This window comes from Pseudoalteromonas sp. MSK9-3, from assembly GCF_003590335.1.
Lineage (GTDB): Bacteria > Pseudomonadota > Gammaproteobacteria > Enterobacterales > Alteromonadaceae > Pseudoalteromonas.
This window is the reverse complement of sequence record NZ_MIET01000044.1, coordinates 1-2,661: the sequence shown is the minus strand read 5'-3', so window position 1 is coordinate 2,661 and position 2,661 is coordinate 1. Positions and strand designations below refer to the sequence as shown.

The 2,661-nt window shown below is 36.4% G+C and carries 4 protein-coding genes; 1 reads left to right on the top strand and 3 read right to left on the bottom strand.

Annotation, left to right across the window (positions count from 1 at the left end):
- Window positions 1-189: 189 nt before the first annotated feature.
- Window positions 190-528, bottom strand: a complete 339-nt coding sequence (locus BGP78_RS18765) for a hypothetical protein (RefSeq protein ID WP_119862818.1) — start codon at window positions 526-528, stop codon at window positions 190-192.
- A gap of 354 nt (window positions 529-882) precedes the next feature.
- On the bottom strand, window positions 883-1,803 hold the full coding sequence (locus BGP78_RS18760) for a hypothetical protein (protein ID WP_119862817.1): 921 nt from the start codon (window positions 1,801-1,803) through the stop codon (window positions 883-885).
- Window positions 1,804-2,050: 247 nt separating this feature from the next.
- Between BGP78_RS18760 and BGP78_RS18755 the strand changes: the two genes are divergently transcribed.
- Complete coding sequence (locus BGP78_RS18755; RefSeq protein WP_119862816.1) at window positions 2,051-2,485, top strand: hypothetical protein; 435 nt, start codon at window positions 2,051-2,053, stop codon at window positions 2,483-2,485.
- On the opposite strand, the gene BGP78_RS18750 is transcribed toward BGP78_RS18755, so the two are convergent.
- On the bottom strand, window positions 2,478-2,661 hold a 184-nt coding region (locus BGP78_RS18750; protein ID WP_147386044.1), incomplete at its 5' end, for an IS3 family transposase. The genes BGP78_RS18755 and BGP78_RS18750 overlap by 8 nt on opposite strands.

Sequence of the window (2,661 nt, the reverse complement as noted above, 5' to 3'; positions counted from 1 at the left end):
AATTGATATAGATATATTAATTTAACTTCTGAACGCAAGAAGTGCATCCACTCGGCTAAAATAAATGAACGCCGCTACAAATAGAAAAATATATTCATCACTATTTACTATAAATAAGCTATAAAACTCACTTCGGGCTTGTTCAACACCCAGATAAGGTGTCGGCTGCGCGACACCTATCCTTATTTGTTATGTTTTTTTAGCCAAGTCGAGGGCAACCATCAACTGAATTTGCTTCATACGACTAAGCCCACGCCTATAGTCGGCCAATTCCCTTTTCTCAATAATTGGAGCAGTAGTAGAATCTTGGCGATCAAGCTCAACACTTATTAGATAACTGCCATCAATGATGACAAGATATATATCTTCGTATTGCTCAGGGATCCAATTTAAAACATATGCATTTTCAACTGAGTAGCTTTTAGACATTAAAACGAGACTAAGTTTAGATTCAGATAAAAGGCTGCGATTGGATTCTTCCAGTTCAGCTCTAAACTCATTTTCCACTCTACTACCGATCAATTTCATAATTCAATTTACACTAAAACATAACAATTTAATATTGACCCAATGGGTCGTTTTCTTGACTATAGGAGAATCACAAATTAACTGGATAAAAGAACAGTACTTTAAAAAATTTTAATAGCTGCAATTCGCTCAAAGCATTCCTTTAGGGCTATAATGCTAACTCACAATGGGGCATAAACGAGTTTACGGAATGTTCGCTTCGAAGAATTACGACGACAACACCTGATTACTATAACCGTCTCTTCTCGCTCATAGCTAACTATCAAGTGAAACACTAAACAGTCAAGACAGTAAGATCAGATATGAGCGACGCAATAATTACCAGTGAGAGCTAAAACACCTTCAAAAATGACGTTACTGCCCCGCCGCATTTCGCAGTTCGTCAAGCATGCGCGCATCACCAATGATATTGTCAAATAGCTGCTTTAATTTAGCATCAGAAGCGTTATCGTAAAGGCCTAAAATATCTTGAGCGACTTTTTTACTGAGTTCAGGTTGCTTACTTTGTGACTTATAATACTGCGCAACTAATCCTTCGGCAGCCATGCTTCTAATGTAATCGTTATCTTCTTTTTCTAATAAAGACATAAAGCTATCTGATACCCTTGCATCGGCAACCGGTGTATGGGCAACCACTTCGAGTGCTTGAATTTTAACCTTATCGTCACTGCTATTTCTGCCAATACTCAATATCGCATCAACCGCTTCATAATCATATTCTGGCATTTCTGTTTTATTGAGCATAAACATCGTCATTTGCAATTGGCTCATCGCGGCTAAGCGCTCTGTTGCCGATAAGTTCTCATCCACAATCTGAGCTTTTAAGTCTTTACCCACTTGTCGTGCATAATCGGGATCTGTTTTTATTCTTATTTCATAATCTTCAGGTAAATATTCATAAAAACCATACATAGGGTTTTTTTCTTTGAGTTTTTGACGATCTTTTTCTTCTTTTAAGGCTATCACTTCAAGTACTGCATCTTGAAAGTCAGCCTGAACAGGCATACCTTGAGGCGCTTCTACATCATTGAACTGCTGATTGTTCAAGCGTTCTTCTAAATCGAGTATGTACCGACGCAACTCTAATATCTCAGCGCTTACACTATCATTGCTATTGTTTTCAACCCATTGCCCGTTGTATTCATCATTGTTTGAGCTAACAGTCTCACCAGCTTGAGTTACAATTACCTCATTGTCAGTGAAAACACCATAGATTGATACCGCCAGAGCCAAAGCGGCTAGCACCACTGCGAAATTACCTTTATTAGAAGACATAAATAACCCATGAAATATAAAATCAGAAAGTTATACAAAGAAGATACGCAGGTCACGTAGAAAACTGTAAAAAGTTGTACACCATGCAAAAAGATACCGCTAAGCGATACTAAACTTTACTCACTCCTTGTATCGGTTAAGAAAACATCATAGCATCAAATTTAAAAGAAAAAACAGTTAATTACATATATACATGTATTCCATATATACTTAGATTTTGACAACTCAGTGTTATATAAAATTATTCATGAAAAAAACAATCCAAAGTATTGTCATATTATCGTTTTTATTAACTCACCTATTGTGCTCAATAGCACAAGCACATGAAGTCTATATAAATACGTCAAAAGTGGAACACACTATCAATCTACCACAACAAGAAATGGCATTTGACTCGTTTGGGTATAACGCTTTTATTTCCTTAGACTTAAGCGATGCATTATCGCTCTCTTTTTCGCGCGGAGAATGGACTCAAAAAAAAGACAACCATGAAGTGCTTGTTGGAGATATGGCTATAAGAAGTGTTGGAAGTGCTGCTCACTACTCTATTAATGATGCATGGTATCTATCTTTGTTTTATGACAAATGGCAAGATTCAATACAGGCCCATAACAAAAAGCATCATTTAAAAGTGTATGATGAATATAATCATGCCAAGAGCTATACTGTAATGGTCAACTAATTTTGGCCACAGTTTTAGAATCTTTATATCTTACTTCAGACTCATTTGGTGCTAGGCCAGCATTATAGTGATGCGGCCTAACGTAGTTGTAATATTCATTTATATAATCGCTAATACTGTATTTAGCTTCTTTAAAATTCTGATAGCCAACTGTTGGCATCCATTCTGTTTTAAAG

Bases quoted from the DNA above. Each gene is read 5' to 3' on its own strand.
- BGP78_RS18765 (WP_119862818.1), bottom strand. From the start codon at position 528: ATGAAATTGATCGGTAGTAGAGTGGAAAATGAGTTTAGAGCTGAACTG.
- BGP78_RS18760 (WP_119862817.1), bottom strand. From the start codon at position 1,803: ATGTCTTCTAATAAAGGTAATTTCGCAGTGGTGCTAGCCGCTTTGGCT.
- BGP78_RS18755 (WP_119862816.1), top strand. From the start codon at position 2,051: ATGAAAAAAACAATCCAAAGTATTGTCATATTATCGTTTTTATTAACT.